General features: G+C 66.4%; 32 protein-coding genes. 15 read left to right on the top strand and 17 right to left on the bottom strand.

The annotated features are described in order from the left end of the window. Positions 1–6 precede the first annotated feature (6 nt). Entirely contained in the window at positions 7–714 is a 708-nt protein-coding gene (locus tag ACWEFV_RS11810) for a DUF6199 family natural product biosynthesis protein (protein ID WP_450070302.1), read from the bottom strand. A gap of 201 nt (positions 715–915) precedes the next feature. Here ACWEFV_RS11810 and ACWEFV_RS11815 point away from each other — a divergent pair, with 201 nt between their 5' ends. From ACWEFV_RS11815 to ACWEFV_RS11825, 3 genes are all read left to right on the top strand, one after another. Continuing rightward, positions 916–2,715, top strand: a complete 1,800-nt coding sequence (locus ACWEFV_RS11815; RefSeq protein WP_450070303.1) for an ATP-binding protein — start codon at positions 916–918, stop codon at positions 2,713–2,715. A gap of 87 nt (positions 2,716–2,802) precedes the next feature. After that, entirely contained in the window at positions 2,803–3,135 is a 333-nt protein-coding gene (locus tag ACWEFV_RS11820; RefSeq protein WP_450070304.1) for a hypothetical protein, read from the top strand. After that, complete coding sequence (locus ACWEFV_RS11825; protein ID WP_450070305.1) at positions 3,132–4,127, top strand: malate dehydrogenase; 996 nt, start codon at positions 3,132–3,134, stop codon at positions 4,125–4,127. The genes ACWEFV_RS11820 and ACWEFV_RS11825 overlap by 4 nt, the downstream gene beginning before the upstream one ends. Positions 4,128–4,130: 3 nt before the next feature. On the opposite strand, the gene ACWEFV_RS11830 is transcribed toward ACWEFV_RS11825, so the two are convergent. Then, the gene (locus ACWEFV_RS11830; RefSeq protein WP_450070306.1) at positions 4,131–4,676 is read right to left on the bottom strand and encodes a nucleotidyltransferase family protein; all 546 of its coding nucleotides are present in this window, start codon (positions 4,674–4,676) and stop codon (positions 4,131–4,133) included. 197 nt (positions 4,677–4,873) lie between these two features. On the opposite strand from ACWEFV_RS11830, the gene ACWEFV_RS11835 reads away from it, so the two are divergent. Next, on the top strand, positions 4,874–5,296 hold the full coding sequence (locus tag ACWEFV_RS11835) for an STAS domain-containing protein (protein WP_450070307.1): 423 nt from the start codon (positions 4,874–4,876) through the stop codon (positions 5,294–5,296). On the opposite strand, the gene ACWEFV_RS11840 is transcribed toward ACWEFV_RS11835, so the two are convergent. Then, positions 5,267–5,989, bottom strand: a complete 723-nt coding sequence (locus tag ACWEFV_RS11840; RefSeq protein ID WP_286175270.1) for an RNA polymerase sigma factor SigF — start codon at positions 5,987–5,989, stop codon at positions 5,267–5,269. The two genes, ACWEFV_RS11835 and ACWEFV_RS11840, sit on opposite strands and share 30 nt — an antisense overlap. 26 nt (positions 5,990–6,015) lie before the next feature. After that, the gene (locus ACWEFV_RS11845; protein ID WP_450070308.1) at positions 6,016–6,450 is read right to left on the bottom strand and encodes an ATP-binding protein; all 435 of its coding nucleotides are present in this window, start codon (positions 6,448–6,450) and stop codon (positions 6,016–6,018) included. Between the two features lie 141 nt (positions 6,451–6,591). On the opposite strand from ACWEFV_RS11845, the gene ACWEFV_RS11850 reads away from it, so the two are divergent. After that, entirely contained in the window at positions 6,592–6,936 is a 345-nt protein-coding gene (locus ACWEFV_RS11850; RefSeq protein ID WP_135453181.1) for a hypothetical protein, read from the top strand. 63 nt (positions 6,937–6,999) lie between these two features. Here the strand turns inward: ACWEFV_RS11850 and usfY are convergent, their stop codons facing one another. From usfY to ACWEFV_RS11870, 4 genes are all read right to left on the bottom strand, one after another. Beyond that, entirely contained in the window at positions 7,000–7,308 is a 309-nt protein-coding gene (gene usfY / locus ACWEFV_RS11855) for a protein UsfY (RefSeq protein ID WP_135453180.1), read from the bottom strand. Positions 7,309–7,550: 242 nt separating this feature from the next. After that, positions 7,551–7,808 carry a DUF7218 family protein gene (locus ACWEFV_RS11860; protein ID WP_450070309.1) on the bottom strand — a complete coding sequence of 86 codons (258 nt, stop codon included), beginning with the start codon at positions 7,806–7,808 and terminating at the stop codon, positions 7,551–7,553. Positions 7,809–7,824: 16 nt separating this feature from the next. Next, positions 7,825–7,980 (bottom strand): DUF6131 family protein, encoded by a 156-nt coding sequence (locus ACWEFV_RS11865; RefSeq protein ID WP_090432618.1) that lies wholly within the window; start codon positions 7,978–7,980, stop codon positions 7,825–7,827. 7 nt (positions 7,981–7,987) lie between these two features. Next, the gene (locus ACWEFV_RS11870; RefSeq protein ID WP_135453178.1) at positions 7,988–8,221 is read right to left on the bottom strand and encodes a hypothetical protein; all 234 of its coding nucleotides are present in this window, start codon (positions 8,219–8,221) and stop codon (positions 7,988–7,990) included. A gap of 107 nt (positions 8,222–8,328) precedes the next feature. Between ACWEFV_RS11870 and ACWEFV_RS11875 the strand changes: the two genes are divergently transcribed. Together ACWEFV_RS11875 and ACWEFV_RS11880 are read left to right on the top strand one after the other, a co-directional pair. Then, positions 8,329–8,955 (top strand): maleylpyruvate isomerase family mycothiol-dependent enzyme, encoded by a 627-nt coding sequence (locus ACWEFV_RS11875; RefSeq protein ID WP_450070507.1) that lies wholly within the window; start codon positions 8,329–8,331, stop codon positions 8,953–8,955. Positions 8,956–9,229: 274 nt separating this feature from the next. Beyond that, positions 9,230–9,658: an STAS domain-containing protein gene (locus ACWEFV_RS11880; protein ID WP_450070310.1), complete on the top strand. Its 429-nt coding sequence runs from the start codon at positions 9,230–9,232 to the stop codon at positions 9,656–9,658. Here ACWEFV_RS11880 and ACWEFV_RS11885 read toward each other — a convergent pair. Further along, positions 9,655–10,011 (bottom strand): anti-sigma factor, encoded by a 357-nt coding sequence (locus ACWEFV_RS11885; RefSeq protein WP_450070311.1) that lies wholly within the window; start codon positions 10,009–10,011, stop codon positions 9,655–9,657. The genes ACWEFV_RS11880 and ACWEFV_RS11885 overlap by 4 nt on opposite strands. A 282-nt stretch (positions 10,012–10,293) precedes the next feature. On the opposite strand from ACWEFV_RS11885, the gene ACWEFV_RS11890 reads away from it, so the two are divergent. Together ACWEFV_RS11890 and mbp1 are read left to right on the top strand one after the other, a co-directional pair. After that, entirely contained in the window at positions 10,294–10,500 is a 207-nt protein-coding gene (locus ACWEFV_RS11890; protein ID WP_450070312.1) for a hypothetical protein, read from the top strand. A gap of 428 nt (positions 10,501–10,928) precedes the next feature. Continuing rightward, positions 10,929–11,171, top strand: a complete 243-nt coding sequence (mbp1, locus tag ACWEFV_RS11895; RefSeq protein ID WP_135453174.1) for a microaggregate-binding protein 1 — start codon at positions 10,929–10,931, stop codon at positions 11,169–11,171. 157 nt (positions 11,172–11,328) lie between these two features. Here the strand turns inward: mbp1 and ACWEFV_RS11900 are convergent, their stop codons facing one another. After that, a complete protein-coding gene (locus ACWEFV_RS11900) occupies positions 11,329–12,015 on the bottom strand; it encodes a PAS and ANTAR domain-containing protein (protein WP_135453173.1) in 687 nt (228 codons plus the stop codon). 72 nt (positions 12,016–12,087) lie between these two features. Between ACWEFV_RS11900 and ACWEFV_RS11905 the strand changes: the two genes are divergently transcribed. Further along, a complete protein-coding gene (locus tag ACWEFV_RS11905; protein WP_450070313.1) occupies positions 12,088–12,660 on the top strand; it encodes a restriction endonuclease in 573 nt (190 codons plus the stop codon). On the opposite strand, the gene lat is transcribed toward ACWEFV_RS11905, so the two are convergent. After that, a complete protein-coding gene (gene lat, locus ACWEFV_RS11910; protein ID WP_450070314.1) occupies positions 12,657–13,991 on the bottom strand; it encodes an L-lysine 6-transaminase in 1,335 nt (444 codons plus the stop codon). The genes ACWEFV_RS11905 and lat overlap by 4 nt on opposite strands. A 52-nt stretch (positions 13,992–14,043) precedes the next feature. Beyond that, a complete protein-coding gene (locus ACWEFV_RS11915) occupies positions 14,044–14,508 on the bottom strand; it encodes an Lrp/AsnC family transcriptional regulator (protein ID WP_167857760.1) in 465 nt (154 codons plus the stop codon). Between the two features lie 45 nt (positions 14,509–14,553). Here ACWEFV_RS11915 and amaB point away from each other — a divergent pair, with 45 nt between their 5' ends. After that, positions 14,554–16,104: an L-piperidine-6-carboxylate dehydrogenase gene (amaB, locus tag ACWEFV_RS11920; protein ID WP_450070315.1), complete on the top strand. Its 1,551-nt coding sequence runs from the start codon at positions 14,554–14,556 to the stop codon at positions 16,102–16,104. Positions 16,105–16,109: 5 nt separating this feature from the next. On the opposite strand, the gene ACWEFV_RS11925 is transcribed toward amaB, so the two are convergent. Genes ACWEFV_RS11925 through ACWEFV_RS11935 form a run of 3 tightly spaced genes read right to left on the bottom strand, consistent with a single transcriptional unit; the run spans position 16,110 to position 17,695 of the window. After that, positions 16,110–16,388 carry a hypothetical protein gene (locus ACWEFV_RS11925; RefSeq protein WP_135453169.1) on the bottom strand — a complete coding sequence of 93 codons (279 nt, stop codon included), beginning with the start codon at positions 16,386–16,388 and terminating at the stop codon, positions 16,110–16,112. 60 nt (positions 16,389–16,448) lie between these two features. Further along, positions 16,449–17,165 carry a QcrA and Rieske domain-containing protein gene (locus ACWEFV_RS11930; RefSeq protein WP_450070316.1) on the bottom strand — a complete coding sequence of 239 codons (717 nt, stop codon included), beginning with the start codon at positions 17,163–17,165 and terminating at the stop codon, positions 16,449–16,451. Continuing rightward, complete coding sequence (locus ACWEFV_RS11935) at positions 17,162–17,695, bottom strand: RNA polymerase sigma factor (protein ID WP_135453167.1); 534 nt, start codon at positions 17,693–17,695, stop codon at positions 17,162–17,164. Before ACWEFV_RS11935 ends, ACWEFV_RS11930 begins: the two co-directional genes overlap by 4 nt. Before the next feature lie 175 nt (positions 17,696–17,870). Between ACWEFV_RS11935 and ACWEFV_RS11940 the strand changes: the two genes are divergently transcribed. Genes ACWEFV_RS11940 through ACWEFV_RS11950 form a run of 3 tightly spaced genes read left to right on the top strand, consistent with a single transcriptional unit; the run spans position 17,871 to position 20,041 of the window. Further along, a complete protein-coding gene (locus ACWEFV_RS11940) occupies positions 17,871–18,314 on the top strand; it encodes a cupredoxin domain-containing protein (protein ID WP_135453166.1) in 444 nt (147 codons plus the stop codon). Continuing rightward, positions 18,311–19,228, top strand: coding sequence for a metallophosphoesterase family protein (locus ACWEFV_RS11945; RefSeq protein ID WP_450070317.1), 918 nt, complete (start codon positions 18,311–18,313; stop codon positions 19,226–19,228). Before ACWEFV_RS11940 ends, ACWEFV_RS11945 begins: the two co-directional genes overlap by 4 nt. 9 nt (positions 19,229–19,237) lie before the next feature. Continuing rightward, on the top strand, positions 19,238–20,041 hold the full coding sequence (locus ACWEFV_RS11950) for an SDR family NAD(P)-dependent oxidoreductase (RefSeq protein WP_450070318.1): 804 nt from the start codon (positions 19,238–19,240) through the stop codon (positions 20,039–20,041). Here the strand turns inward: ACWEFV_RS11950 and ACWEFV_RS11955 are convergent. Both ACWEFV_RS11955 and ACWEFV_RS11960 read right to left on the bottom strand, forming a co-directional pair. After that, positions 20,021–21,472, bottom strand: coding sequence for a lipase maturation factor family protein (locus ACWEFV_RS11955; RefSeq protein WP_450070319.1), 1,452 nt, complete (start codon positions 21,470–21,472; stop codon positions 20,021–20,023). The genes ACWEFV_RS11950 and ACWEFV_RS11955 overlap by 21 nt on opposite strands. Before the next feature lie 79 nt (positions 21,473–21,551). Next, the gene (locus ACWEFV_RS11960; RefSeq protein ID WP_450070320.1) at positions 21,552–22,946 is read right to left on the bottom strand and encodes a cytochrome P450; all 1,395 of its coding nucleotides are present in this window, start codon (positions 22,944–22,946) and stop codon (positions 21,552–21,554) included. A gap of 99 nt (positions 22,947–23,045) precedes the next feature. On the opposite strand from ACWEFV_RS11960, the gene ACWEFV_RS11965 reads away from it, so the two are divergent. Next, positions 23,046–23,699: a TetR/AcrR family transcriptional regulator gene (locus tag ACWEFV_RS11965; RefSeq protein ID WP_135453161.1), complete on the top strand. Its 654-nt coding sequence runs from the start codon at positions 23,046–23,048 to the stop codon at positions 23,697–23,699. Positions 23,700–23,719: the final 20 nt, after the last annotated feature.

A 23,719-nucleotide genomic window follows, 5' to 3' on the forward strand; every position in this document is an offset into this window, starting at 1 on the left:
GCGCGCTCAGGGGTCTGTCCGGAGTTCCTCGGAGAGTTTGGGGACGACGTTGCCCGGCGCCGCCGGCCGGATCTCGGTTCCGTTCCGATCGACGATGGCCGAGTCGGTGACGACCGGCAGTGCCACCGAGCTGTCGACGAACCGTGACGTTTCGTGGACCTTACGACCCGCGCCCGGACGGCAGCGGTCGGACTTCGCGAGGTCGCCGAGTTCTTTGGGCGCCCAGATCAATTCGGGGTTCACGACCGGTGGCGCGTCCCACGCCGGACTCGGCCCCGCCGAGGTGTAGCACGAGTAACCGTTCATGTGGCTTATCGCCTCACGCACCGATTCGCCAGGCGCCAGGTAATACACCGTGATCGTCGCGCCGCGCTCCCGCTGCTCGGCGAAATAGCCGATCACCGGCAACAACCCGCGCTTCTCGGGCGACGGAGCCACGAACTCGATTTCAGCGGCGCGCCGCTGCTCCTTCGCTTCGCGGCGGTTCTGCCGCTGGAAGTGACTGTGAATGGTCGACGCACCCAGAAACAGCGCCAGAAGGATCACGAAAACCCCGCCCGCCCGGGTCATCCCGTAGGCAGTGTCGCTCGGTTCGTTCGCCTCCGGATCCTTGAACTTCCACGATTGGGTGACCCACCAGATGCGCTTCGGTGAGGTCGCCATGGCCCCGCCCACCAACACGCCCACGACAATGACCAATATCCCCGTACCCACGGGCCAACGGTAATAGCGTCGGACTGTCCGGCCAGACGGGAATTTCGCACGTCAGCAGGATCGATGTGCCCGCGGACGAATTTCAGCCAGAACCTACTCATCGGTAACCGATACCGGATTGGGAAGCCTCAAGGTGCGGCGCATAAACTGCCCGCGATAGATTCTTAAAGACGTTTCTTAGAGAACTGCCGAGGAGGCACCGTGGCCAACCACGCCAGCTCAAAGATCTCCAAGGTGCTGGTCGCCAATCGCGGGGAGATCGCGGTCCGGGTGATCCGGGCCGCCAAAGACGCTGGACTTGCCAGCGTGGCCGTGTATGCCGAGCCGGACGCCGATGCACCGCACGTACGGCTCGCCGATGAAGCTTTCGCCCTGGGGGGTCAGACCTCAGCCGAGTCGTACCTGGTCTTCGAGAAGATCCTGGACGCCGCCGCGAAGTCCGGCGCCAACGCCATCCACCCGGGTTACGGCTTCCTGTCGGAGAACGCCGACTTCGCCCAGGCCGTGCTCGATGCCGGACTGATCTGGATCGGGCCGAGCCCGCAGTCGATCCGCGATCTCGGTGACAAGGTCACCGCGCGCCACATCGCGGCCAAGGCACAGGCACCGCTGGTGCCGGGCACCCCGGACCCGGTCAAGGATGCCGACGAGGTCGTCGCGTTCGCCGAGGAGTACGGCGTCCCCGTCGCGATCAAGGCCGCCTTCGGCGGTGGCGGTCGCGGCATGAAGGTCGCCCGCACCCTCGAAGAGATCCCCGAGCTGTTCGAGTCGGCGACCCGTGAGGCCGTCGCCGCGTTCGGCCGTGGTGAGTGCTTCGTCGAGCGCTACCTGGACAAGCCGCGCCACGTCGAGGCCCAGGTCATCGCTGACACCCACGGCAACGTCGTGGTCGCAGGCACCCGCGACTGCTCGCTGCAGCGCCGCTTCCAGAAGCTGGTCGAGGAGGCCCCGGCCCCCTTCCTGACCGACGCGCAGCGCAAGGAGATCCACGAGTCCGCCAAGCGCATCTGCAAGGAGGCCGGCTACTACGGTGCCGGCACCGTTGAGTACCTGGTCGGCCAGGACGGCCTGATCTCCTTCCTGGAGGTCAACACCCGTCTGCAGGTGGAACACCCGGTCACCGAGGAGACCTCGGGCATCGACCTGGTGCTGCAGCAGTTCAAGATCGCCAACGGCGAAGCCCTGGACATCACCGAGGATCCGACCCCGCGCGGCCACTCGTTCGAGTTCCGCATCAACGGTGAGGATGCCGGCCGCGGCTTCCTGCCCGCCCCCGGCCCGGTCACCAAGTTCGAGGCACCGACCGGCCCGGGCGTCCGCATGGACTCCGGTGTGGAGAGCGGCTCGGTCATCGGCGGCCAGTTCGACTCGATGCTGGCCAAGCTGATCGTCACCGGCGCCACCCGTGAAGAGGCCCTGGCCCGCTCACGTCGCGCCCTGGCTGAGTTCAACGTCGAGGGCCTGGCCACAGTCATCCCGTTCCACCGCGCCGTGACCGCCGACCCGGCCTTCATCGGTGACGGCGAGAAGTTCGACGTGCACACCCGCTGGATCGAGACCGAGTGGGACAACACCGTCGAGCCGTTCACCGGTGGCGATCCGATCGAGGAAGAGGACACCATTCCTCGCCAGACCGTGGTCGTCGAGGTCGGCGGACGTCGCCTCGAGGTGTCGCTGCCCGGTGACCTGGCGCTCGGTGGCGGCGGCGCAAGCGGTGGTGCCGGCGGTGTTCTCAGGAAGAAGCCCAAGGCCCGCAAGCGCGGTGGCGGCGGTGCCACCGCAGCCTCGGGTGACTCGGTGACCGCACCCATGCAGGGCACCGTGGTCAAGGTGGCCGTCGAAGAGGGTCAGGAAGTCGCCGCAGGCGATCTCGTGGTGGTGCTTGAGGCCATGAAGATGGAGAACCCGGTGACCGCCCACAAGGACGGCGTCATCACCGGCCTGTCCGTTGAGGCCGGTGCCGCCATCACCCAGGGCACCGTGATCGCCGAGATCAAGTAACGCCCAGTTCTTTCCGTCGAGGCCGTAGTCACCAGGTGACTACGGCCTCGCTGCGTTTCAGGCGGGCGCCTATGGAACGCTGGTCCTGTGGAACCTGTGGAGATCAACAACGGCCAGTGGTATCTGCGCGGACTGCGTGCCGACGACCGGGTCGACGACCGGCCCGCGCTCACCGACATGGGCGAGGAGGACCTGGACTACGTTCACGACGCCATGGACGGCTGGGCCGACGACACCCGGTACACCTGGGCGGTATGTGAACCGACCACCGGCGAGCTGCTCGCGGAGGTCATCCTCGATCCCGTCACCGGATTCCTGAGCAGTCGGGGCCGCCCCGGCTTCGAGGATGCCGCCGCGATCTCGGAGGACACCGTGCGGCGGTACGCGACGGAAATCCTCGGGCTGGAGGTGCACACGTGAGCACGCCCGCGAACCCCAAGGTCGTCACGGTGACCGGTGCGGCCGGCCAGATCGGCTATGCCGCGCTGTTCCGCATCGGGGCGGGCGCCCTGCTGGGACGTGACGTCCCGGTGAAGCTGCGCCTGCTGGAACTGCCCTCAGCGGTCCGTGCGGCCGAAGGCGTCGTCATGGAACTGGTCGACAGCGCCTTCGATGGGCTGGTCGACATCGAGATTCACGACGACCCGGTGCGGGCGTTCGACGGTGTCGACGTCGCGCTGCTGGTCGGGGCCAGGCCGCGCAGTAAAGGCATGGAACGTGCGGACCTGTTGGCGGCCAACGCCGCGATCTTCGCCGAGTCCGGCAAGGCCCTGAACGCCGGCGCGGCCAATGACGTGCGCATCGTCGTGGTCGGCAATCCGGCGAACACCAATGCACTGGTGGCCGCCGCGCACGCCCCCGACATCCCGGCGCAGCGTTTCACCGCGCTGACCCGGCTCGACCACAACCGGGCCGTCGCCGCCCTGGCCACCCACGCGGGTGTGCACGTCACCGACGTGTCCCGGGTGACCGTGTGGGGCAACCACTCCCCGACCATGTACCCCGACATCTTCCACGCGGTGGTCGACGGGCGGCCGGGCTCCGACTACGCATCAGACACCGACTGGCTGACCAACGACTTCATCCCGACCGTCGCCACCCGCGGTACCGCGATCATCGAGGCGCGGGGCACCTCGTCGGCGGCGTCGGCGGCCAACGCGGCCATCGACCATGTGCGGGACTGGGTGGACGGCACCGATCCCGATGACTGGACGTCGGTGGCACTGCCTTCTCCCGGTGTCTACGGGGTCCCTGAGGGGGTTGTCGCCTCGCTGCCGGTGCGCGCGGTCGACGGAGTTTGGGAGATCGTGGAGGGCCTGGAGATCAACGGCTTCTCCCGGGCCCGTATCGACGCGTCGGTGGCCGAACTGCTCGACGAGCGCCAGGCGGTCGAGCGGCTCGGCCTGCTCTAACGGTCAGCGTTCGTCGATGTCGAGTCCGGTGGCCAGGTCACCGCATTCCACGGCGATGACGTCGTCGCGGCCGCCCAGGAACGCACGGGCCCCTTGGTCGCCGTGCAGCGTGGCTGCGAGGGCCGCCAGATGCCTGCGGGACACGACGACGGGGTGACCGGGGCGACCGTCGTAGTTGGCGCGTGCCAGGCCGGAGCCGGAGGCGCGCGCTGCGCCCAGGACCCGGGCCACGACCCCGGCCCCGACATCCGGGGTGTCGACGGTGTGCAGGACGACCCATTCGGCGTCGCCGACGGCCTCCAGTCCTTCGCGCACCGACGCGCTCATGCCATCGGCCCAGCGAGCGGCCACCACTGTGCGGGCGGGCGCAGGCACCTCGACCACGGCGGCACCGAGTACCACGATCACGTCATCGCAACCGCCGTCATCGAGTGCGATCACCGCCCGCGACAGCCAATCACCCTCTTCAGCAAGAACTTTCGGCATTCCGAAGCGGGTGCCCGCACCGGCGGCCAGCAGCACCCCGGCAATGGCGTTGGTGTTCGGCATGCGAAACAGTCTGACCTGGAACTATAAGAATCCACTCAGACAAATTGTTCGATGACCTTGATCGCGGTAGGGTCGTTGGCAGGTTGAGTTCACAGCCGCAGCGAGCGTCATCGACATACGCGCGGGAACTCGCATCATTGTCGATTGACGCCGCACCAACAGTACGAATACGTGTATTACGACTGATGGAGCTACCAATGACCGTCTTTTCGACGAGCGCACTGATAGACCAGACCGACGAATCGCCAGCCACATTCGCCACGCGCTGGCTGCCGCCGTCAACGGCGGTGATCAGCGCCCACGGCGAAATCGACGCCGTCAACGCAGCTGATTTCGCCGACTACGCGTTGCGGCACACCACCGAGGCCGAGCGCGTCGTGATCGATCTCACCGATGTCGAATTCTTCGGCACTGCAGGGTTTTCCGCCCTCATGGCCATCGGATTGCAGTGCTCGACGACCGATATCGACTGGGTGCTGGTGCCCAGCAGGGCCGTGAACCGGCTGCTGCGTATCTGCGACCCGGATTCGGCGCTGCGCACGTGCTACAGCGTGGCCGCGGCACTGTCCATGCTGAACGGCGAAACTCCGCTACTGCAGCTGGTCACGAAGTCGCGCTAGCGATTTCGCCAGCAGTCGCGATACATGCATCTGCGAGACACCGACACGCTCGGCGATCTGCGTCTGGGTCATGGATTCGAAGAATCGCAGCACCAGTACCGTTCGTTCCCGCTCAGGTAATTGAGCGAGCAACGGCCGCAAGGTTTCTCGATCATCGATCTGATCCAGGCCGTCATCCACATCGCCGAGCGTGTCGACTATCGCCGGCGCGTCCTCGTCGCCCCCGCCGCCGCTGTCGATCGACAGTGTGTTGTACGAACTGCCCGCGACCAGTCCTTCGATCACCTCTTCGCGGTCCATGTCGAGTTCCGCGGCAAGCTCGGAGGCCGTCGGCGCCCGACCCAAGCGCTGGGACAGCTCCGCAGTCGCCGCGCCCAGGCGCAGGTGCAGTTCCTTGAGTCGCCGCGGTACCTTCACCGACCAGCTGTTATCCCGGAAGTGGCGCCGGACCTCCCCCATGATCGTCGGCACCGCGAACGACACGAAGTCCGATCCGGCCTCGACATCGAATCGGTTTACCGCGTTGACCAGGCCGACCCTGGCCACCTGGGTCAGGTCGTCACGCGGTTCACCGCGGCCGTCGAATCGGCGTGCGATGTGATCGGCGAGCGGCAGGCACCGCTCGACAATCCGCTCACGTTGGCGTTCGTAGGCCGACGAGTCCTCGGACAGTCCGCTGAGTTCACGAAACATGTCGCGAACATCCGCATATTCGGACGTCACCGCAGCAGGCTCGCTCGCCTCGTCGTCAGGGTGATGCCGAATACGTGGCCGGTGTCGGGCCCGTCACCGTTGTTGAACGTCTTGACCTCGTCGGTCAGGGAACTCAACACGTGCCAGCTGAAGCTGCCCGGCTCGACCACCCCGGCGCCCGTGCAGGTGGTGGCGGCGGTGATGACCAACGTCTCATCACCCGGGTCGACGGTCAGCTGCAGGCTCGAATCCGGGACCGCGGCGCGGATCAGGGCGGTGCAGGCCTCGTCTACGGCCAGCCGCAGGTCGGCGACGACGTCGAAATCAAGGTCCTCGAATGCTGCTACCGCAGCGACCAGTGTGCGCACTACGGCCAGGTTCTCCAACCTGGCAGCGACCCGAATCTCCACCGCCCGCTCCGTGCGGTGCGGCGGCCTGGGTTGGCCTTGTTCGTCGGCCATCTCACCTCCCGACATCTCGGATCGACAGTATCCCAAGCTGGGACCCCCGCCAGGGATGCCCATCGTTGCGTAACCCGAAACCTGTGATCAACGTGGGCTGCCACCCGTGCAGAAGTCCCCGAAACTGGGTATGCGGACGCCATGACCGAATCACAGACTGTGCAGACACAGCACAACGGCCAGCGCCGGATGCGGATTTCGCTGACCTGGGTACTGGTCCTGTTGACAGTGCCCGCTGCCGTCGCGGTGTACCTGTACGGCATGGCTGCGGTGATGAGCATGGCCGGCTGCACCGGCGAGGGCTGTGCGACCAAGGGTCCAGGAGAATTCTGGTTCGGGATCCTGTTCTACGGCGCGCCCGTGGTGCCGGTGGTGACGATCGCCGTATCGATCTTCACCTCCCGGCTTCGGTACGGCATTCTCGTCCCACTGGCCGGATTAGCTTTGTTGGCGATCGATTTCGCCGTACTGGCACTCACCTTCTGAGCACCCACCGCACCACAAGACACGGACCCGGCCGCACCGCGGCCGGGTCGCTCGGCGCGGACGTCAGCTGCTCGGCCGCTGCCGCATGACGCCGGGATGATCTGTGTACCAGCGATCCTCGATACGCCGCACCCGCATATGTTCGAGCGCCAGCCACATCGATCCGATGACGAATCCGGCCGCAGACAATGTGCCTACGGTCAGGCCCACATCGGAGTGGCCAGTGGCGAAAGCCGCCAAAGTGCCGACGAACAGCACCAGCCCCACGAGGATCAATACCAGCGCGGGCAAGATGACGTTGTCCTTCATCGACTCTCCGGCGTGCGGTCGGGTTGTCCGAGCGTGATCAACCGGATCTTTTGGGCCGTGCATGGCTGCTCCTTCCCGCCATTCCTGCCCCACCTGCCGTGCATGGGCTGACTCCACGGTAGATCGCCTGGGCAGGTCTGGCGAGAAAAACACCATGATCGTCTACAACGGCCCCGGCTGAGGCCAGACAAAGCACCCTGAGCAGGTCATACGCCAAACAGACGGCACCGGTGGCCTCAGGCCGAACACCACGGCCCCGCTCCGGTGCAGCGGGGCCGTGGGCCGGCCTCCCCTCCGGCCAGGGATCAGTGGTTTCGGAGCATCCCGATCAGCTCGCGCTTCTTCTTGTCGGAATACCCTTTGATGCCAAGCTCTTTCGCCCGGCTGCGCAGATGGTCGACGGTCCAGTCGGCATAGGAACCGGACTTGCCGCCGGAGCGGCCAACGCTCGAACGACCCCTGGCGGCAGCGGCGTTGGAGATCCGCGCGGCCTTTTCCTTCGAATTGCCTTCGTCCCGCAGCTCCTCGTAGAGCTTCTCGTCCTTGATCGACGGATTCGGCATCGAGCTACCTCCTCTGTCAGTACCAGCTTCGCCGCCCGGCGACCGGCCGTCCGACCGCGCCGAGCAGCCAGAACACCCCGCCGATGACCAGCAGGATCACGCCCACCACCCAGAGCAGGTAAACATTCAAGATCAAGCCGAGGATGAGCAGAATTGCCCCGAGAACAATCATGGCGACCTCAATTCAGGGCGGCGATGGATTCCATCGCGCTGGGTTGCGGCAAACGGCACTCGTCCACCTTCGGATTGACGCCCGCATAGTTGAGCGGGCCGGCGAGGACCGTCAGCGCTATGGCCCCGGCGGTCGCGCAGTTAGTTGATCCACCATGGAAATAGTCGCGCTGCCAGGCTGCCACCACGCCGATGATCAACCAGATGAGCACGAGTGTTCCGAACAATCCACCAAGTCTCATGGCATGCGATGTACCCCGCTGACGCGTGGGTCAAACGTGCGGCCGACATCGCGCCCCAATCCGGGACCACGGCAAGCGTAGAGTTCGCGTTCACAGGAGGCATCGCGATGAACGCCGACGAGCCGTCACTCATGGACCTGGCACGTGACGAGCGAACCGACCTTGCCGAATTCCTCGCCACCCTGACCGCTGCGCAATGGCAGACCGAATCGCTGTGCGCGGGATGGACAGTGAAAGACGTTGTGGCACACGTCATCAGCTACGAGGATCTGGGTCCTGCGGGATTGCTCAAGCGATTCGCGAAGGGGCGGATCATGCGGGCCAACGAGGTCGGTGTCGCCGAATACTCGACGATGTCCACCGATGAACTGCTCGAGTTCCTCAACCAGCATCTGCGGCCGCAGGGGCTGACCGCGGGATTCGGCGGAATGATCGGATTGGTCGACGGCACCGTCCATCATCAGGACATCCGCCGTGCACTCGACCGCCCCCGCGCCGTGCCGGCGCAGCGCCTGCGACGAATCCTGCCCCTCGTACCGGGCAACCCGCGGCTCGGGGCGGGCCGGCGAATCAGAGGACTTCGACTGTACGCCAACGATATCGAGTGGGAGCATGGTAGCGGCCCCGAAGTCACCGGAACCAGCGAGGCGTTGCTGCTGGCCATGACCGGCCGCCGGCAGGCCGCCGAGGAACTCACGGGTACCGGCGCGAGAACCCTGCTCGGCCGCCTCTGACCCCGACGTCGATCGCGTTGCGCCCCAACTCCTTCCGGATATCGGAGGTAGCGGTGTGGTGCATGTGGCCAACGCGACGGGAGAGTCACATGAAGCCCCTGGACCGATTGTTCGCGCCCATGATGGGGCGTAGAGTCCAATGCAGGTTGAGTTCACAGCCGCCCCGGAATCGTCATCGGGTGCAGGGTCGTGAGGCTCCCGCACCCAGGGTTTTGAGCCCACAGAACCCGAAACGTGACGTCACCACAGTTTTCATACTGAGGAGTCAACCCAAATGTCTACCATCAACGTGGCGAAACGAGCCACACCACGTTCCAACGATCACACCCGCGCGGAATTCTGTGCCCAATGGTTGTGGCCGGCCACCGCCGTGATCAGCGTCCACGGTGAGCTGGACGCGTCCAATGCCGCTGAGCTGACCGAATGCGGAATCCGGAACAGCAGGCCGAGCGGACAGCTCGTCCTGGACATGACCGAGGTCGAGTTTTTCGGCGCAGGTTGTTTCGCCTGCCTGCATACCCTCAATGTGCGCTGCGCCGGGGAGAATATCGACTGGGTGTTGATTCCCAGCACCGCGGTGTCCCGGGTGCTGGGCATCTGCGATCCCGCCTGCGCCCTTCCGACCTCCACCGGCCTGCCTACCGCCCTGTCGATGCTGCGCAATCAGCCACGGCAGCTGCAGATGGTGGACGTGCATCGCTAACGGCTCGCTGAGGCCCAATCCCGCCGGATGGTCAGCGAGATGCCGACCACCCGGCCGCTGCCCCGGCGCCTGAAGTCAGCGTCGTCGACGAAGGTGTCGACCTCGTCGGTGAGCGCTTCGAGGACCCGGCGACTGAAACCGCTCAAGACGCTGTCGGCGTCGCTGTCGACACTGTCGCAGATGGTCGACACCCGAACACTCAGCTCCCGTGCGCGGGGGTCTTCGACCAGCGCGAGAGTGGCTCCGGGCGAAGCCAGGCCGATCAGCACGGTGCAGGCTTCATCCACCGCCAAGGCCAAGTCGGCAGCCGTGTCGCCGCTCAGATCCTCGTAGTCGGCCAGGCAGCCCGTCATTGCCCTCACTACGGCCAGTGCCTCAGTTCGGGCGGGCACCCGGAGTTCCACCGCTCGTGGTCCGCTGATGTGACCAGATCCCCGGAGGGGAATTCGCTGACCGTGCAGCAGAGTCAGCGGGTGCCTCGGTGCGCGGCCTGACGATGACATATTCGTCGCGTACCCACAGCCATCCGGTGACTAAACCGAAGAGCCTGACTCAATGAGGCTGCGCCGCAGCGTCGTCGGCGGGCCGGGCTACGGGAAGCGTTTGATCAAGGGCCCACTGGGTATTCCGGCCGTATGACACGCAACAACGTGCCCGACGAGGTGCCCCTGGCCGATGCGCTCGAGCAGCAGCGTGAGCAGAGTGAACCGGCAGCGGACGCCGAAGCCCCGGTCTCCGATCTGGACAGCCCGCCACTGGAGGCGACGGATCAGGACTGGCAAGAACAACGTGAAGTGGTCGCGGAGGATCCGGGTCTCGACGAGTTCGAGCGCGAAGGTTGATCCGGTCACATCACGCTGCGCGGTGGCCGCTCTCCGGCCCTACGCGGTCAGCTATCGCGTGACCCGGGCGATGCCATACCTGTTCGACATAGGCCTGCTCGATCAGAGCACGCCTATGTTGCCAATCGATAACCTCGGCGATCCGCTCGAAGACGAGCTCTAACCCGCACCGATCGGGTTGTGCTGCCCCGGACATGACTGACCTCAATTCTCATTCTGCTTCGGAATACCCGGACAAGGACGCTCACAAACCGGGAGCGGCACCCAAACCACCGCTGCGACGGGAGTCTCCGCACGAGGCGAAATATCCAGCACCAACACCGGATTCGTCACCTCACGTTTAGTACGGGCCCATTCGGGAATCCAGGAGGATGCGCGGAGAAGCCGTGCGGTGATCACCAATCCACTCCAGTAGCGGAAAGGTAAGCATGACCGAGAAGAACTCAGGACCTCAAGAAGCCGTCAAGGGCGCCGTCGAGGACGTGAAGGGCAAGGCCAAGGAAGCTGTCGGTACCGTAACCGGTCGCGAAGATCTGGTCCGCGAGGGTAAAGCCCAGCAGGACAAGGCCGACGCCCAGAAGGACGTAGCGAAGAAGGAAGCCGAAGCCGAAGCCGCCCGGGCGGGCGCCAAAGCCGCCGAGAAACGCGAGCAGGCCAGCCAGCGCCCCTAATTGGAGCGCGAGCCCCGGCCTGTTTGAAGAGATGGCCCAGCCGCCATTGGCTGGGCCATCTCGAATGCCTGATCACGTCGGGATGCTCTGTGTACCAACGTTCTTCGATACGCCGCACGCGTAGGTGCGCGCTGGCGATCCACCACCCGGAGTCGGGCTAAACCTCCGGGCTGACCCGCAGGTGGGTGGTGAGCAGCAACCGGTCCAAGACCGCGCGGCTGGGAAGCGTCTCGCTGTAATCGAGATTCAGGAAATCCTCTGCCAGCTGTTCGGCCAACAGCCGCAGCTTGGTGTTGGTTTCCTGCGACCGCCACTTCAGCAGTTCGAACGCCGCATCCGCATTGATCCGGTAGATCAGCATCAGCATGCCCTTGGCCTGCTCGATAGCACCACGGGCCTCCGCGATCTCGGCCACCACCTCGCTGACGGCGTCCTCCCGTGCCTGCGTGATCGACGGTGAGACGTCGACATAGAAACCATGTGTTCCGATGACCGCGCCGGCATCGTCGAAGAGCTGATCCCCCACGACGACGACATGGTGGACATCGCCGGCTGTATCGATGATCCGGTGCCGGGTGCTGAACGCGCCGGAGGTGCGCCGGATCTCGAGCAGCGTCGCCGCCACCTGTCCGTAGTCCTCGGGGTGCTTGTGGGAGAGCACCAGCTCGGTCGTCGGTTGCACCGTACCCGGCTCATATCCGTGCATCCGCTCCACCTGGGGTGACCACTCCCAGCGCTCATCGGCGAAGTAGAACCGGAACCAACCGACACGCTGCGGCTCGCCGCCGGCAAGTGCGTGCGCGATCGGCGACTCGGCGTTTCCCGTGGTGGGCTCACTCGTCACAGCTTGAGATTATCGCGCGGAGCTGACGCCGGCTCACCGTATTTGTCACACGTGACATTTACATTCGACGCCGTGAGACGGCTCAGGATCAAGCTCTTCATCGCGGCCGGCGCGGCGGCCGCGATCGCGAGTCACATCGCCGGCGTCGACGCCGCATGGAGCCTGGCGATCGGTGTCGCGGTGCCACTGGCCTTGGCGGCGACTCCGCGGTTCCTGCTGGGTGCATTCCGGGGCGCGAGCACGCCCAGCGCCCGTGAGCAGCCGACGACCGAGATGACCGGGCTGGAATTCGAGGACCACGTGGCCCATGTCGCCCGAACCTGCGGGTTGCCGGTGATCATGACTCCGCTCACCGGAGACTGGGGCGTGGATCTGATCGTCGGACACCGGCCGAATCGGATCGCCGTGCAATGCAAACGACTGTCACGGCCGGTGGGCGCGGGCGCCGTGCAGGAGGTTGTCGCAGGCGCGCCGATGCAGGATTGCAGCAGGACCATGGTGGTCACCAACAACGAATTCACCCCGGCTGCACGTAAACTCGCCGAACTTCACGGTTGCGAGTTGGTGGGCGGAGCCGACCTCCCCAGGCTCAAGTCGATCCTGCGCCGCGCGGCATCTTCAGAACCGGCCACCGACCAGCCCTAGCCCGCCAGCGGTGATCGCAGCGCCTCCCGCACGGCGTCGAGGCATTCGTCGATCTCCTTGCGCGTGACGGTCAGCGCGGGCCGGAACCGTACCGAATCGGTGCCGCTCGGCAGCATGATGACGCGACGGTCCCACAACCGCCGAACCAGCTCGTCACGTGCGGCAGTGGTGGGCAGGCTGAACGCACACATCAGGCCTCGGCCACGTGGCGCGAGCACTGTGTCAGAGAAATCCGTTGCCAGCGCCGCTAACTGACCGAGCAGATAATCACCGGTCACCGCGGCGGCGCGCAACAGCTCCTCGGACTCGATGACTTCGAGGATTCGTCGTGAGCGCACCATGTCCACCAGGTTGCCGCCCCAGGTGGAGTTGATCCGCGAGCTCACGCTGAAGACGTTGTCGGCGACCTCGTCCACTCGGCGACCCGCCATCACCCCACACACCTGCGTCTTCTTCCCGAAGGCGACCACATCCGGGGTGACCCCCAATTGCTGGTAGGCCCAGGCAGTTCCGGTGATCCCGCACCCGGTCTGCACCTCGTCGAAGATCAGCAGAGCGTCGAACTCGTCGCACAGCTCACGCATCGCGGCGAAGAACTGCGGCCGCAGGTGCCGGTCACCGCCCTCACCCTGGATCGGCTCGGCGATGAAGCAGGCGATGTCGTGCGGGTTGGCCTCGAACGCAGCCCTGGCCGCGCGCAGCGAATCAGCTTCGAGTGCGGCGATATCCAGACCGGGCCGCACGTACGGGGCGTCGATGCGGGGCCAGTCGAACTTCGGGAAGCGGGCCACCTTGACCGGATCGGTGTTGGTCAGCGACATGGTGTATCCGCTGCGGCCGTGGAACGCCCCGCGCAGGTGCAGCACCTTGGTACCCAGTGCAGGGTCGATCCCGCGGGCCTCGTTGTGCCGGCTCTTCCAGTCGAATGCCACCTTGAGCGCGTTCTCGACCGCCAGGGCTCCGCCGTCGACGAAGAACAGATGCGGCAGGTCCGGGTCGCCGAGCACGCGGCGGAAGGTGTCGACGAAACGGGCCAGCGGCACGCTGTAGATGTCGGAATTGCTCGGCTTGTTGACCGCCACCCGGCCCAACTCGGCGCGGAAATCTTCATCCGCGGCCAGCGCCGGATGGTTCATCCCGAGTGCAGACGAGGCGAAGAACGTGAACATGTCCAGGAAGCGTGCGCCGGTGCGCGCATCCACCAGGTAGGCCCCCCGGGAGCGGTCCAGGTCGAGGACGAAGTCGAAACCGTCGGTCAGGACGCTGCGCGCCAGGACCGCTCGCACCCGGTCTGGCGTTACGTGCGGAGTAGTCGTCAGCACTGCGGTCATGCCGCCATACTAACGGAATCTTTACGGCCATTACCCTCTACAGCAGGAACTGTTACGGAATGTAGTCTCTACCACTGTAAAATGTCTGCAAAATGATGGTGCTGCGCGTTCGGACGTTGGCCGCGGTCCTGATCCGCTGGAGCAGGTCCTCCAAGCCCCGGGCCGAGGCAACCCGGACCAGCAGGACGTAGCTCTCCTCGCCCGCCACCGAGTGGCACGATTCGATTTCGGGGATGTGCTGCAACCGCGCGGGTGCATCATCGGGTTGGGACGGATCGAGAGGAGTGATGGCGACGAACGCCGAGAGCATGTTGCCCAACGCCTCGGGGTTGAGTCGTGCGGCGTATCCGGTCACGACACCTCGCGACTCCAACCGGCGCACCCGCGCCTGCACCGCCGATACCGACAGCCCGGCCGCCGATGCGAGCTGCGCCAGCGTGGCCCTGCCGTCAGCGGCGAGCGCGCGGGCCAGGGTCCGGTCGGTGTCGTCCAGCACGTATTCGTCGGCTTCACCCATGGCCCGCACTGTATCCGGCACCGCAGCGAACCAGAAAGGCACACGATGACCACCACCGAACGGACCGATCTCCCTACCGCAGAGGAGCTGCGCCGGCGGGTGCGCCAGGCCTTGGAGGCTGTCGGTGCGCGGGCGGAACTCGGCGAGCCGACATCCCCGGGACCCGGCCTGCATGCCAGCACACCGATCAGCGGCGATGTGTTGTTCACCCTGTCCGAGGACAGTCCTGAACAGGTCGATTCCGCGATCGCCGATGCCGCACAAGCTTTTTCGACCTGGCGCACGACCCCGGCACCGGTGCGCGGTGCATTGGTGGCACGCCTGGGCGAGCTGCTCGTCGAACACAAGTCAGATCTGGCGACTCTGGTGACGGTGGAGGCGGGCAAGATCACCTCCGAGGCACTTGGCGAGGTGCAGGAGATGATCGACATCTGCCAGTTCGCCGTCGGCCTCTCCCGCCAGTTGTACGGCCGCACCATCGCGTCCGAACGTCCCGGACACCGGCTGATGGAGACCTGGCATCCGCTGGGCGTCGTCGGCGTGATCACCGCGTTCAACTTCCCGGTGGCGGTGTGGGCGTGGAACACCGCGGTCGCGCTGGTCTGCGGCGACACCGTGGTCTGGAAACCCTCGGAGCTGACCCCGCTCACCGCGATCGCCTGCCAGGCCCTGATCGAAAGAGCTGCGACCGATGTCGGTGCGCCCGCGGCGGTGAGCCGGCTCATCCTGGGCGGGCGCGAGTTGGGTGAGCGACTGGTCGACGATCCACGGGTCGCCCTGGTCAGCGCCACGGGCTCGGTGCGGATGGGCCAGCAGGTCGGACCAAGGGTCGCCGCCCGGTTCGGCAAGGTACTGCTCGAACTCGGCGGCAACAACGCCGCGATCGTGACCCCCTCGGCCGATCTGGACCTCGCGGTGCGGGCCATCGTATTCTCCGCCGCGGGCACCGCCGGGCAACGGTGCACGACGCTGCGCCGGTTGATCGTGCACTCCTCTGTCGCCGACGACCTGGTGTCCCGGATCGTCTCGGCCTATCAGAGCCTGCCCATCGGTGACCCGAGCGTGGACGGAACCCTGGTCGGTCCGCTCATTCACACCCGCGCCTACCGGGACATGGTCGGGGCGCTGGAGGAGGCCCGTGCCGACGGCGGCGAGGTGTTCGGCGGTGAGCGTCACGACCTCGGCGACGAGGGTGCGTTCTATGCCGCCCCCGCGGTGGTCCGGATGCCCGCGCAGACCGCGGTCGTGCACACCGAGACCTTCGCCCCGATCCTCTACGTGCTGACCTACGACGACATCGACGATGCGATCTCGCTGAACAACGCGGTACCGCAGGGTCTTTCATCGGCGATCTTCACCACCGACGTGCGCGAAGCCGAGCGGTTCATGGCAGCCGACGGATCCGACTGCGGGATCGCCAACGTCAACATCGGGACGTCCGGCGCCGAGATCGGCGGCGCGTTCGGCGGTGAGAAACACACCGGCGGAGGCCGCGAGTCCGGGTCGGATGCGTGGAAGGCGTACATGCGCCGCGCGACCAACACGGTCAACTACTCCTCGGAGCTGCCGCTGGCCCAGGGCGTGCACTTCGGGTAGGCGGCTCAGCCTTCTTGCTCGCACTCGACGTCGACGTACACGGTGGTGAACTGCAGCGCGCTGGTACGCGACGCGGGCACCCCGTGCACATCGGTCACCGTGCATTGTGACAGCGGAACTCCGTTGTCCCCGTTGATCTGCACGGCATAGCCGGCCGCGGTCAGCTCTCGCACCACATCGGGGGCTTTGGTGCCGCCGGTGGGTGCTGCCGACGCCGGGCCGGCCGGCACAGCGGCGCTGACGAGCCCCGCTGCCACCGCAATTGCCCATATCGATCTGTTCATCTGGTGGACCTCCCGCATCCGTAGGTTTCACCTATCGATATGCGCGGTGGTTACACCGGCTCAGGCCGGCCGGGCCGGTGGTTGCGGCGCCAGCACCTCGACATTCCCGTCCCGTTCCCGGACTTCGAAGTGCGGCAGGGGCTTCGGCGCGATCGGAAGTTGATGCGTGAGCACCTGGCCGGCGGGCGAGAAGGACGTCACGTGGCACGGGCAGCGCAGACTGTCGGCGGAGTTGTCGAACCACAGCTTGCAACCCTGGTGGGTGCACACCCCGGACACCGCCTCCACGTTGCCGCCCGCTACCCGGCGCACGAATCCCGACACCGTCGATAGGTCGAACGGCAACACCGACCCCTCCACCAGGTCAGCGCTTTTCGCCACCGGCAACCATGCACCTTCACTGGGCACCAGTTCGGATCCGGCCTGTTCGGAACCCGGCGACGCACCCCGGCCGGTCATCACGTGCTCGATCGAGACGACCGCCACCGCTGCGGTCGCCGCCGCAGCGGTGCCGACGATCACCTGCCGCCGCGTCGCCGACGGACCCTGGCGGATCGGGCCCGGTTCTTCCGGCTGCTCCGGGGAAAACTGTTGGGCGATACGGTCCTTGAGGTCGTCCACGAACTCGGACCGAGGCTCGTCGGCATCGGGCTGGGCGGCCCGCAGCTCGATCGCCGTGCGGATCTGGGCGGCGTCGAAATCGTCGGCAGGGAAGGATCCCGGTCGTCGCCCGGCGAGTAGATCGTCGACGTATTTGCGTACCCCGCGCCTGGTCACCGTGACTCTCCCTCGTTGATCTGAGCGGCCAATCGCAACGCCCGGTGCTGCAACACCTTCGCATTGGCGACGCTTACTCCCATGTCATTCGCCGACTCCCGCACCGAACGGCCCTGCAGAAAACGTAGTTCCAGCACCCGGCGGTACTGCGGCGGCAGTTGCCCCAGCACTGCGGCCACGCGCTGCGGCGCGGTACTGGTCTCGCCGTCCGGGCCCGGGTCAGGCGCGGCCACATCGTCGTCGATGACGGTGATCTCGCGTCCCATGGTGGCCCGCCAATGCGCCGCGAGCACGGTGCGGGCGGTGGCACGCAGATACGACCGGACCTCGGCCACGCTCGCCGAGAGCCGCAGCGGCCGAAGCGCAGCCAGGAACACCTCGGAGGTGAGGTCCTCGGCGTCGGAGCGGCTGCCGAGCCGCGCGTAGAGCAGCCGGTACACCCACGTCACGTTGTCGTCGTAGACGGCTTCCCAGCTGGGGTAACACCCCTCGGGCACGATCCTCAGCTCGGGGCGGTCACGTCGGACCATCACCGGCCACCCACCTTTCGTCGCGCGGAGTCCGACACAGGGCTCCGCACACCTAGATAGGGCGGGCGGTTACACGCGAACGCCGTTCGCACCCCATCAGCATCCACCCGTGTAACCCGGTGCGCTATCTCCTGGTGACCGGTTTGCACCGCTTTGAGAGACAACGGAGGTCCCGATGGTCCGACGATTCCCGACATCTGCCGTTATCGCCGCCCTGGTGGCGACGGCGTCCGCGTGCTCGAGCACGCCGCCCACAGCACCGCCGACCGTGGACTTCGGCGGTGGCACATCGGTCGGCATGGCCCCGATGCACGAAATGGCGCCGATGAGCCCGGCAGCACCGATGAGCACAGCTCCCGCCCCGGTCGCCGGCACCGCGGTGAGCATCGACAACTTCGCATTCGCCCCCGCCACCCTGACGGTCCACCGCGGCGACACGGTGACGTGGACCAACCACGATGAGGAACCGCACACCGTCGCCGCCGGGGACGGTTCCTTCCGCTCCCCCGGCATGGGCGCCAACGCCACCTTCAGCTTCACCTTCACCAATCCGGGCAGCTATGACTACATCTGCTCGATCCATCCCGTCATGCACGGCACCGTGGTGGTGACACCATGACCGATCCCCACACCATGACGCGGCGCCAGCTCATCCGGCACGGCGCCTGGTTCGGTGCCGCGGTCGGTCTCGTCGTGGTCGGTGGCGAGGTCGTCTCTCACGCGGCCACCTCGCACACCGCCGGCGTCGCGGGGCCGACGGTGCGTTTCGCTCAGATCTCAGACAGCCATATCGGATTCACCGGCGCGGCCAACACCGATGTGGCCGGGTCATTCGGCCGGGCCATCGCGCAGATCAACTCGCTGGATTACACACCGGATTTCGTGATCCACACCGGCGATCTCACCCACCTGTCCACTCCCGCCCAGTTCGACCAGGTCAAGCAGATGATGCAGGGACTCAACACACCGCACGTCTTCACCGTGCCGGGTGAACACGACTCCGTCGACGATGCGGGCCAGAAGTACCGGTCGGTGTTCGGCGCAGGCACCCGCGGCGACGGTTGGTACAGCTTCGACATCGCCGGGGTGCATGTCATCGGACTGGTCAACACGTTGAATCTGAAGAAGCTCGGACACCTCGGTGCCGATCAGCTCGACTTCATCGAGAAGGACGTTGCCCCGTTGTCCTCGGACACCCCGATCGTGGTGTTCAGCCACATGCCGTTGTTCGCGATGTACCCGGATTGGGGCTGGGGTACCGACGACTCCGCCCAGGCCCTGAGCCACCTGCGCCGGTTCTCCTCGGTCACCTGCCTCAACGGGCATGTCCACCAGCTGTTCTCGAAAACCGAGGGCAATGTGACGTTCTACAGCGGCACCACCACGGCCTATCCGCTGCCGCATCCCGGCGACGGGCCGGCACCGAAACCGGTGACCCTCCCGGCCGGCCGCCTGCACGATGTCCTGGGGATCCGGGAAGTCAGCTACACCAGGGGCACCTCGGCTCTGGCTCTCAAGGAGGATCGGCTGTAAGCAGGAGGCATGCAGATTGAGAACTCGGTCGCGGTCATCACCGGCGCCGGATCAGGCATCGGCCGCGCACTGGCCGAATCGTTCGCCGCGGAAGGCGCCCGCGTGGTGGCCGCCGACCTCAATCAGGAGTCGGCCGAACAGACCGCCGCGCAGATCCGTTCCGGGGGCGGGCAGGCGCTGGGAGTCCGGGCCGACGCCGGTGTCACAGCCGACATCGAGGCGCTGACCGCCACCGAGTTCGGCCCCGTCGACATCTACGTCGCCAACGCCGGAATCATCGGCGCGCCGGGTCTCGGCACCGACGAGGATTGGGATTCGATCCTGGACGTCAACCTGCGCTCCCACGTCCGAGCCGCGCAAGTGCTTGTCCCGCAATGGCGGTCGCGCGGCGGCGGGTACTTCGTGTCGGTCGCCTCGGCCGCCGGTCTGCTGTCCCAGATCGGCGCGGCCGGATACGCCGTCACCAAGCACGCCGCGGTCGGATTCGCCGAATGGCTGGCCATCACGTACGGCGATGACGGCATCGGGGTCAGCTGTGTATGCCCGTTGGGGGTCGCCACCCCGCTGCTCGACGCGGTGCGCGCTTCGGCGGATCCGGATTCCGCGGCCGGCGCGGCGTCGATCGTGCAGTCCGGCGACGTGATCAGTGCCCATGATGTCGCGGCGGCCACCGTGGCGGCGGTGCGGTCGGACACCTTTCTGGTGCTCCCCCACCCGCAGGTGCTCGACATGTACCGCCACAAGGGCTCCGACTACGACCGGTGGATCGCGGGGATGCGCCGTTACCAGCGGTCACTGCGCGCCGGCCGATGAGCGCCCGGCAGAAGGCAAGGTTTGCGGCGGGACGTACACGCCCAGCGAGATGCGGTGCCACCAGACGTGGTCGCGGCGCAGTTCGGTCCAGGTACTGAACTCGTACCGGTACAGCCTGGCCCGGACATAGCGCGGCGGTTCATCGGGGAATGGGTTGCACCGCAGCAGCTTCAGCGTGTCTCGGTCATTCTCCAGGAGCCGGGTCAGCAGCATGCGCAGCCAGCCGTGGGCATATGCCGGCGAGATGGCAGCGAACCACATCAGCCAGTCCAGCCGCAGATGGTAGGGCGCGAACTGGCGCGGCCACCGATGGACATCGCCTGGCTTGCCCTTGAATTCGTACTCCTTCCAGACGGTGTGATCCGTCAAACGCGGGTCCGAGGTGCCTTCCAACACCACCTCATCGCGGGTGCGGCCGACGGTGCCGAACGCCCCGTAGGAGTTCACCAGGTGATAGTGGTTGTAGGAGGCGTTCATCCGTTGCCGTTTGGAGACGAGGTTGCGTGCGGGCCAGTAGCTGAGAGCTGCCACCGCGACCGCGAACCCGACCACCACGACGACGAACCATGTTGGGGTCGGTCCGAATTGGTGTTCGGAGACCGGGAATACCACCGCGGCAGTGGAATCCGAGAGCGCGCTGAACGCCAAGACGATGGTGACCCAGTTGAGCCAGGCGAAGTTGCCCGATGCCACCAGCCACAGTTGGGTGATGACCACGACGATCGCCGCCCCACTGGCCACGGGCTGCGGGGCGAACAAGGCGAACGGCACGACGAGTTGGGCGAAGTGGTTGCCGGCCACCTCGATTCGATGCAGCGGCTTGGGCAGGTGGTGGAAGAACCAGCTCAGCGGGCCGGGCATGGGCTGTGTCTCGTGGTGGTAGTACAGGCAGGTCAGGTTCCGCCAGCACGGGTCGCCGCGCAGCTTGATCAGTCCCGCACCGAACTCGACGCGGAACAACAGCCAGCGGGCCAGCCATATCACCAGAAGAGGGGGCCCGACGTCGTCGTTGCCCAGGAACATCACCAGGAAGCCGGCTTCGAGCAGAAGGGATTCCCACCCGAACGAGTACCACGTCTGCCCGACGTTGACGATCGACAGGTACAGCACCCACAGCAGTAGCCAGGCGAGCATCGCGGCCCACAGCGGCACCAGATCTCCGGCGCCGGCCACCAGTGCCGCCGAAAGCACCGCGCCGGTTGCGCACACCGCGGCGAAGAAGCGGTCCGAATAGTGGAACTGGAACAGGCTCGGGGCGCGCCGGAACGAATTGGCGGCCAGAAAACGGGGTATCGGGAGCAGCCCCCGCGCACCGAGGAGCCCGCGGAACTGCCGGGCCGCCACAATGAACGCGATCAGGTAGATCGCGGCGGTCCCCCGCTGCAACACCTGTCTGGCCAACCAATATTCGTCTGCGTTGAACCATTCCATGCGCGGACCTGCCGACGTGCGGGTCTATCCACGATGACGGTACCCCGATTCGGGGCGTTTCACGCCTCGTACGCCCAGGCTAGCGCCGTCGCAGACCCAGCCGGAAATTGGACGGCATCATGGTCAGGCGCTCCTGTACCTGCAGCGTGTAGTCCGGATCAGCCGCCAGGTCATAGCGCCGGATCAGCACCGCCAGCATCAGAACCGCCTCGTGCAGTGCGAATTGCCTTCCGATGCATGATCTTTCACCGGTGCCGAACGGCTTGTACAGGCCGGCAGGCCGGGCCCGCATCTGTTCCGGTGTGAACCGGTCCGGATCGAATGCGTCCGGGTCGGGGCCCCAGCGGGGGTCGCGGTGCAGGGTCGAGGTCAGCGCCAGCGCCCAATCCCCCTCGCGCATCGGGTGGATTCCGGCGAGCACGGTGTCGTGGCGAGCGGCGCGGTAGTACGCCGGCACCGTCGGCTGTAATCGCAGCGATTCGTCGAGAACCCGCCGGACATACCGTAGTTTGGCGATCTTCTCGAACTCCGGTCGCGCTTCATCGCCCCACACCTCGTCCACCTCGGTGCGGGCGCGGGCGAACACCTCCGGATGTTGCGACAGGAAATACAGCGCGAATGACAATGCGCCAGATGTGGTCTCGTGCCCGGCGATCAGAAAATTGATCAGCTGATAGCGGATGTTCGCAGCGTCGAGGTCGGACCCCAGCATGATCTGCAGCAGGTCGTCGTGGCTGCCCGACTGCTGCGCGCGCCGGCCGGCGACGATGTCGTCGGCCAACTCATGCAGGTACTTCGCATCGCTGCGGACCCGGCGCTCGTAGCGCCGGTAGGCGAAGGCGGGGAGGAAGGTTTCGCGGAGCACCCCGAGGCGGTCAGCCGCCAGAAGCGCGGACACCATGTGCGCGACGAACGGGTGCATCGCGTCGTCCTGGAAGCATCCGAACGAATATCCGGCCGCACACCGCCCGATCGTCTCCAACGTCACCCTGGTGGTGTCGGCCGAGACATCGACGGTGTCGCCCTCGGCGGCCCGCTGATCCCAGCGGTCGGTCAGCTGCCCGGCAACGTCGAACATCACGCCGTGGTAGCGGCGCATCGCGACCTGGCTGAATGCCGGCATCAGGAGCTGATGGGCCTTGTACCAGTTCGGTTCGTCGTTGTACGCGGTGAACAGCCCGTCGCCGCCGACGATCCGCAGTGCCTCGATGTCGGGTCCCACATGCTTGCAGAACCGGGCCTCGTCGTTGAGGTCGGCGACCGCGTCGGCACCGGTGACGACCACGTAGCGGGCACCCAGGAACCGGAATTCGCAGATCGGCCCCAGCTCGGCCATCCCCATCGCGTTCTGCATCGACGAGTCGGGCTGCAGTCCGAGCACGTCGCCGAGCAGCGGCACCCGTCGCGGCGGGTGGGGCAGTCTCGGATACTTCGCCCCCGCAGAAGGTGAGGTCCGCACACCCGAGACGGTCATGCCACCAGGATTCCGCCCTTGTTGTACATGTGTCAAGTAAGGAGGCGCGAGGAAGTCGCTTCGCCGGGGATGAGCGGCCCTGCAAGTTAAGCTGCAGACGTGGGTGCCGAGTCGAGACGCCGGCTGTCCCCCGCCGACAGACGCAACGAGCTGCTGGCGCTGGGAGCCGAAGTGTTCGGCCAACGACCGTACGACGAGGTCCGCATCGACGAGATCGCCGAACGCGCCGGGGTGTCCCGGGCCCTGATGTACCACTACTTCCCCGACAAGCGGGCCTTCTTCGCCGCCGTGGTGCAGGCCGAGGGCGAGCGCCTGTTCGAGGCCACCAGTACCCCTCCCGAGCCTGGCCAGAGCCTGTTCGGCCAGCTGCGCGCCGGCGTGCTTGCCTACCTGCGCTATGACGAGGAGCATCCGCACGGTGCGTGGGCGGCGTACATGGGCCTGGGCCGCACCGACCCCGTGCTGCGCGGCGTCGACGACGTCGACAACGACCGGCAGGCCGACCGGATCATGGGCCGGATCGGCGACGCGGTGTCCGAACCGCTGGACGCCAAGGTCGAGCGCGACCTGCGGGCCACCGTGTACGGCTGGCTGGCACTGACCTTCGAGATGTGCCGGCAACGGCTCAAGGATCCGTCGATCGACGCGGGCTTCGTCGCCGACAGTTGTGCGCACGCCCTGCTCGATGCGATCGGCCGAGTGCCCGGACTGCCCGCCGAACTGCTCTGCGCTGCCGCCCCTGAACACCGCTGACGCCCACTTGTCGGTACCGC

The organism is Mycobacterium sp. NPDC004974, assembly GCF_053600815.1.